5 protein-coding genes are annotated in these 6,733 nt (G+C 42.2%); 2 read left to right on the top strand and 3 right to left on the bottom strand.

All coding sequences use genetic code 11. The features are described from left to right. Window positions 1-400 precede the first annotated feature (400 nt). Together hcp and BY457_RS09490 are read right to left on the bottom strand one after the other, a co-directional pair. Entirely contained in the window at window positions 401-2,035 is a 1,635-nt protein-coding gene (gene hcp / locus BY457_RS09495) for a hydroxylamine reductase (RefSeq protein WP_106153086.1), read from the bottom strand. Window positions 2,036-2,147: 112 nt separating this feature from the next. Next, window positions 2,148-3,026 carry an ATP-binding protein gene (locus BY457_RS09490; protein WP_106153085.1) on the bottom strand — a complete coding sequence of 293 codons (879 nt, stop codon included), beginning with the start codon at window positions 3,024-3,026 and terminating at the stop codon, window positions 2,148-2,150. Between the two features lie 344 nt (window positions 3,027-3,370). On the opposite strand from BY457_RS09490, the gene BY457_RS09485 reads away from it, so the two are divergent. Continuing rightward, on the top strand, window positions 3,371-4,042 hold the full coding sequence (locus BY457_RS09485; protein WP_106153084.1) for a Crp/Fnr family transcriptional regulator: 672 nt from the start codon (window positions 3,371-3,373) through the stop codon (window positions 4,040-4,042). A 67-nt stretch (window positions 4,043-4,109) separates the two neighbouring features. Here BY457_RS09485 and BY457_RS09480 read toward each other — a convergent pair whose 3' ends face one another. Beyond that, the gene (locus tag BY457_RS09480; protein WP_106153083.1) at window positions 4,110-4,904 is read right to left on the bottom strand and encodes a copper resistance protein NlpE N-terminal domain-containing protein; all 795 of its coding nucleotides are present in this window, start codon (window positions 4,902-4,904) and stop codon (window positions 4,110-4,112) included. 480 nt (window positions 4,905-5,384) lie between these two features. Between BY457_RS09480 and BY457_RS09475 the strand changes: the two genes are divergently transcribed. After that, window positions 5,385-6,623, top strand: coding sequence for an MFS transporter (locus tag BY457_RS09475; protein ID WP_106153082.1), 1,239 nt, complete (start codon window positions 5,385-5,387; stop codon window positions 6,621-6,623). Window positions 6,624-6,733: the final 110 nt, after the last annotated feature.

Here is a 6,733-nt window from a genome sequence, read left to right as displayed (position 1 = left end):
TGTTTGTCTATAAAGTCCGACTTCTGTGTTGTTGCTCAAAGTATAAATCCTCATTATAGCTGTTTAACACGATCTTAACGAGAAACCAGGATGGAGACTATCTTGATTATGAAACCAAAAAGAATCAGTGGATTATGTCCATTGATGAATTTAAATCTCTTGCCAGTATCAAGGAAGAAAAAACCATTACCAAAACCAATAACAAGGTATTTTCTCTGTAATATCTATGTGTTATATTCTAAGGCCTCAGTAGAATTATTAGATAAACAATGGTCCCTCAGGAAGGCTTAAAAGTAGTAATCATGAAATATAAATTTTTTAATCGCCCTTTCCTTAAAAAAAAACGGGCGATTGATGAACCGCCCGTTTAGTGTCAGAAACTAACCCTTTCCCTTATGTTTTAAGCCATCATCTCAGCCATATCTTGTTCCACGGTGGAGATGCTTCCGATTCCAAACTGCTCTACCAGAACTTTTGCCACATTGGGCGAAAGGAATGCAGGCAGCGTTGGTCCCAGATGGATGTTCTTTACGCCTAAAGAGAGCAGTGCCAGCAATACAATTACAGCTTTTTGCTCATACCAGGCAATGTTATACACAATGGGCAACTCATTGATATCCTCAAGACCAAATACCTCTTTTAGCTTCAATGCAATGACTGCCAGTGAGTAGGAGTCGTTACATTGACCAGCATCCAGAATTCTTGGAATTCCGCCGATATCGCCCAGTTTTAGCTTATTGTAACGGTATTTGGCACAACCGGCTGTGAGAATTACTGAATCTTCCGGTAGCTCCTGGGCAAAATCTGTATAGTAGCTGCGTGAACTTACGCGTCCGTCGCATCCGGCCATTACCACAAACTTTTTGATGGCTCCTGATTTTACTGCATCCACCACTTTATCGGCCAATGCCATTACCTGATTGTGTGCAAAACCGCCAACGATTTCACCTGTCTCAATTTCAGTGGGAGCCTGACACTTTCGTGCATGCTCAATGAGTACTGAAAAGTCTTTGGGTTGGCCGTCTTTCCGCTCGGGAATATGTGTACATCCGTCAAATCCAGCAGCACCTGTGGTGTAAACACGCTCTTTGTAGCTCTCTTTTGGCGGAACCAGGCAGTTGGTGGTTAACAGTACCGGACCGTTGAAGCTTTCAAATTCTTTGGTTTGTGCCCACCAGGAATTTCCGTAGTTCCCAATGAAGTGTTTGTATTTTTTGAATGCCGGGTAATAATTGGCCGGAAGCATTTCACTGTGCGTATAGATATCGATGCCTGTTCCTTCAGTCTGTTTCAACAGCTCTTCGAAGTCTTTCAGGTCGTGCCCGCTTACCAGGATTCCCGGATTTTTGCCAACCCCCAGATTCACGGAGGTAATTTCGGGGTGACCATAGCTCTCTGTATTGGCTTTGTCGAGCAGAGACATTACTTCCACTCCATATTTCCCACATTCCAGAACCAGCGGCAGCAGTTCATCCACCTCCAGCGTTTCATCAACTGTGGCAACAAGTCCTTTTTTCATGAAAGCATTTACCTCTGCATTGTGGTAACCCAGATTGTGGGCATGCTCTGCATACGCTGCGATACCCTTCATTCCGTAAGTAAGTAACTCCTTGAGGGAACGAATGTCCTCATTTTTGTGACTAAGTACGCCAACGCTGGTGCTTTTTTCTTCCATGGCCTCTTCAGAGTCAGTTCTCCAGATGGCACATTCGGGAGTATTTTCAGGAGTTTTCCCCAGTTTTTCGGCCAATGAATCCTGTACTTCGAAGCCCTTTTTGATTTGAGCAATAATCTTGTTGCGATCGAAGTTGGCATTGGTGATGGTTATAAACATAGAGTCTATAATGTACTTTTCAGCTACAGGATTGATGATTCCTGCTTCATCGGCTTTCTGGCTCCACCACGCTACCCCTTTAGTCACAAAGAGAAGAAGGTCCTGAAGATTGGCTACATCAGATGTTTTTCCGCATACACCTTTGATTTCGCATCCTGTTCCTTTGGATGCTTCCTGACATTGATAACAAAACATGCTCATGATAAGTAAGTTTATAGTGATTAGTATTTTAGTCAGTAGCCAGTTGATTAATTACAAAAAATAACTGATTACTGATAAACTATTCATTGGTAATTGATAACTGATCATTGATTCACACCCATTCTTCTTTAATCACATCTCCCTCTACCGATACAACCATCATTTTGATGGGGACTTTTCGCGATGCCTGAGCTGTTGCTCGTTGTACAATCTGGAGTAAACCTCCGCAGCAGGGCACTTCCATCATGACCACAGTGAGTGTGTTAATCTGTGCCTCATTGATGAGTCTGGTAATTTTGTCCATATAAACATCCATTCCCTGATCAAGTTTGGGACAGGCAATGGCCAGGGTTTTTCCTTTAAGCAATTTACTATGAAAATTTCCCATTGCAAAGGCCACACAATCGGCTGCCAAAACCATATCACTTCCTCTGAAATATCCTGCAGCCGGATTGATCAGGTGCATTTGTACCGGCCATTGGCGCAGCTCTGAGGGTGCTTGCTCACCGGAAGGAGTTGCTGCTTGAACCGGTTCCCTGGAAATGGTTCTTGATTGTGAACCTGGGCATCCGGGAGCTTTTTGTTGTTGCATCATACCAATTTTCGGTCGGTGCATTTCACGGATCACTTCATTCAGGTCGAAGGGGAGGGCGGGTTTGTTGGCTCTCATATATTCCACTGCCTCTTTCATGTATTCTGTTTCGTTGTGATCTCTTAAGTGCTTCAGGTGCGCCACAACCGTATTTTTTCCTTTAGGGATGATCAGTTGGATGGCTTTTACTTCATCGTAAGGCTCTGCTTCACGCTTCTCGATTGTGATGGCTCCCTGCGGACAGTGACCGATACAGGCACCTAATCCATCGCACAAAAGATCACTTACCAGGCGGGCTTTTCCATCGATCATTTGCAAAGCTCCCTCGTGGCAGTTGGGGATGCAATTTCCACAACCGTCGCACAACTCCTCATCTATTTTTACAACTTCTCTGATCATATTTTTTGTCTGTTATTTCTGTTTTCTGATGCAAATAAAAGGACATTCCCATCCTTTGTTTGTAACATTTGTTACATTTGGGTGTTTTTTTGTATATTTTTCTTGTTTTTACAAAGGGGTGTTGGCTTTGTTGTCCGGTCATTGTTTGTTATCCCTGGAATCCCCTGGAATAAATTCCAGGATTATAAGATGGGTCGCTCCTATGGAGCTTTAACGTCATAGGCATGATACCTGCTGACTTCGGGGATTTCAATACCCGGGCTTTGAAGATTCATTTTGTTGTTCAGGGGTGTTGCTCAGATTTTTTCAACTATTTTCTAAAAACTAAAAACTATTCACTAATAATGTACCAGTTACTATCCAGGTCGCCTCTTTTTTCAGGATTAACAGAAGAGGAAATAAAAAAAATATTTTCACGCATTGTATATCAGGTTCGCAGTTATGCCAAAGGAGAGCTTATTGCCTCGGCGGGAGATGAGTGTCGGTCGCTGCAAATAGTATTCAAAGGCAATACGAAAGGGGAAATGATAGATTACTCTGGACGGGTGTTGAAGATTGAAGATATTCCGCCACCAAGACCGCTGGCAGTGGCATTTCTGTTTGGACAAAACAACCGTTTTCCTGTTACGGTAAGTGCTACGGAATATACTGAACTCATCGTTATTCCCAGGCAATCAGTCGTGACACTTATGCAGACAAGTGAGGTGTTTTTGACTAATTTCCTGAATGCAGTATCAAACCGGGCCCAGTTTATTTCCGGAAAGTTGCGTTTCCTCTCTTTTAAAACTCTTAAAGGTAAGTTGGCCCATTACCTAATGGAGCTGGATCGCAATCAGCAGCAAAACGGCAAAATCAACATTCCCCGTAGTCAGGAAGAACTGGCAGAACTCTTTGGGGTTGCCCGTCCCTCGCTAAGCCGCACCCTAAGAGAGCTTCACCATCGTGGAATTATCGACGCCAATGGACGGACGGTGACAATCATAAACCGTGAGGCATTGTTGGAGGATAGTGAATGAAAAAGGAGAGATTACTTCCAACAGTGATTCCCGTGAACTTCAAAGTAATCTCCAAAAGCACAGCTTGCTATAAATCCAGGTCTTCAAAAACTGCGATGGTTTGCCCCCCGGCATTTTGAAATTGAAGTGTGTGACCGGTGACAGATAACTCCTTACAATTACTGAGTGCTATGAGGAAAGCTGACTCCAACTCCATTGTGTGGGCACAATACATTTTAGTGGAAGCAATGTTTTCAAAACTTATTTTGTGGTCAGGTTGGATCTGATATTGGCCAAAAAAAGAGTTGCATCCGGCAAATCCGTGAATGCGCTGTTCTTCAGCATCGAAAATGATATGTGGATAGCGGGCTTCCATTTCAGGGAGGCTGTCCAACCCTTCTATTTTTGTTAATATCCATTTTTTGCCCGTCAGTGTCACCATCAAATCATTTTTTAGATAATCTTCCTTTTTCTTAAGGATATAATGTTCTTCCAAAAGCCCCTGGATGCGTTCCTGATCTTTGTTTAGCATTATCAGGGCTGAATCTTCAAATTGGTAAAAGGTTTCGTTGTACCTGTTTTTAAATACCCAGATATTATCTTTATCTCCTTTTGTTATTTTGCCTGACGAGATAAATGGAACACTGTCCCGGTCGATGTAAACCTGTGAAATTTCAAAAGAATTATCCGGGTTGATGGTCAGAGTTGTTTCAATACCGGGACAGTCGGCACAGGGAAGCAATCCTTCATAAACTCCGCTGATACCTTGAATTTTATCAGTGGACGGGTTATCTGAGGTAATTTTCCCTGAGGTTTTGTGTGAGCAACCGGTATATGTTAATGCGACAATAGAGGCAAAAAACAATGTTTTTGAGATTTTCATATTTTTGAGTTTTTTAAAAATAATGGTTTATGCAAACAGGGTTCTGTTTACGAATGTAAGACTTGTAATTTAAAAAAGGTTGCTTTTGGTGGTAATAAATTGTCCGTTAAAAGTTCCTATTTGTGGTTGTCTATAAAGTCCAACGTCTGCGTTGTGGCTCAAAGCCTAAACCCTTAAACACATTGGTATTCTGCGATTTAGATTATTCACACGCCTTGAATTTGAACTTTCTAGTTCAAACACATTAAAAACGCTTAGTATATGGACAGAGACTATTTAGTGCCTGTCCATAAACTAAGCATATTCTGATTTTAGAGCTGTTTCTGGTCAGAAAGTGCCAATTGCTAAGCCTGCCCCGATCCTTCGGGGATGCAAGTGGTACTTTATGGACAGTAACTATTTAATTACTTTAAAACAAATAAACCGGTTAAACGTTTTGTTAACCAATATACAGAGTAAGAAACCGAAAAGAAAGATTCAATGAGCACTTCCCGGTCCGAAACTATTTCCCCGGCGTCTTCACAACGTAATTTCTATGCTTTTCTGTGGCATGCATCCCTGCTGGCCTTTGCAAAGAATTTTATGGATGTGGATACGGTTTTGCCGGCTATGCTGATTGAGTCGGGGGGGACTTCTTTGCATGTGGGAATAATGACTGCAATCTTGTTGGGCGGCACTCGTTTTGCCCAGTTGTTTTTTGCTCCATACATCAGCAATCAGCCATACAAAAAGAAGTTTTTGTTATTAGGCATTAATTTCAGAATACTATCGATCGGAGCTCTGGGAGGAATTATCTTCTTCATGCAGGCAGGAGATGCCAACTGGGTTTTATGGTTGATTTTCTTTTTTATCTCTGTATTTGCTTTGGGTGGCTCTTTTGCCAATGTCAGTTATATGGACATCATCGGTAAATCGTTGCTGGAAGAGAAACGAAAAAGTTTTTTCTCTGCCCGGCAGGTCTTGTCCGGAGCCATTGTACTTGTTTCTGCCTATGTAGCCAAATGGGTTCTGGCATCAGAAAGTTATCCTGTGAATTATGCCTACATGTTCTTGTCCGGTGGATTTTTCCTGTTACTGGCATCCATTGGTTTCTGGTCCATCAGAGAGGAAATTGCCTCCAGATTCCGGATTAAAGGAACTTTCAACTTTTTTTCGGTCATGCGCAGGGAGATGAAAGAGAATAAAAGCCTGGTGCATTTTTTAGGATTTATCAATACGCAGGGAATTTCAGTGTCGTTCCTGCCTTTTGTTGTGCTTTACGGAAAAGATTATCTGAATGCCGGGAGTGCTTCTACGGGTGATTTTTTGTTGTATAAGGTGATCGGCATGGTGGTAGTCAGTCTTCTGGTGGCAGCAGGAGCAAAAAAGATGCGTTACAATTACATGCTTTACGGAAATGTGGTGTTATCTGTTTTGATGGCCGCACTAACGCTGCTTAGTAAGGACTTGTCTTCACTCTATTTTGTATTCCTGATTGGCGGAGTGGTCTTTTCACTTTTCAATATTACCATGAATGGAGTGTTACTCGAAGTATCAGGAAAAGAAAACCGGGCACTTTATGCCGGCATCACCGGTGCCGGAAATATTTTGCCGGTGCTTTTTCCTCTTTTTGGAGGATGGATCATTGATCAGTTGGGGTTCACTACTTTTGTGGGGTTGTTTGTCTTTTTCTCCCTATTGACGGTTTGGTTTATTTATAAAATTGATTGCAAGAAGTAAAGCTCCCTAAATTGGGAACATAGGGGAACCTAAGGAAATATCATTACTGCCGTGGCTTTTACCTTTGAGCAATGGGTGTTATTGCAATCTGGATTTGGAAATTCCACTAC

Source organism: Marinilabilia salmonicolor (genome assembly GCF_003003035.1).
GTDB lineage: Bacteria > Bacteroidota > Bacteroidia > Bacteroidales > Marinilabiliaceae > Marinilabilia > Marinilabilia salmonicolor_A.
The sequence above is the reverse complement of the archived record's forward strand: the minus strand, read 5'-3'. Positions and strand labels throughout refer to the sequence as shown.

Bases quoted from the DNA above. Each gene is read 5' to 3' on its own strand.
- hcp (WP_106153086.1), bottom strand. From the start codon at position 2,035: ATGAGCATGTTTTGTTATCAATGTCAGGAAGCATCCAAAGGAACAGGA.
- BY457_RS09490 (WP_106153085.1), bottom strand. From the start codon at position 3,026: ATGATCAGAGAAGTTGTAAAAATAGATGAGGAGTTGTGCGACGGTTGT.
- BY457_RS09485 (WP_106153084.1), top strand. From the start codon at position 3,371: ATGTACCAGTTACTATCCAGGTCGCCTCTTTTTTCAGGATTAACAGAA.
- BY457_RS09480 (WP_106153083.1), bottom strand. From the start codon at position 4,904: ATGAAAATCTCAAAAACATTGTTTTTTGCCTCTATTGTCGCATTAACA.
- BY457_RS09475 (WP_106153082.1), top strand. From the start codon at position 5,385: ATGAGCACTTCCCGGTCCGAAACTATTTCCCCGGCGTCTTCACAACGT.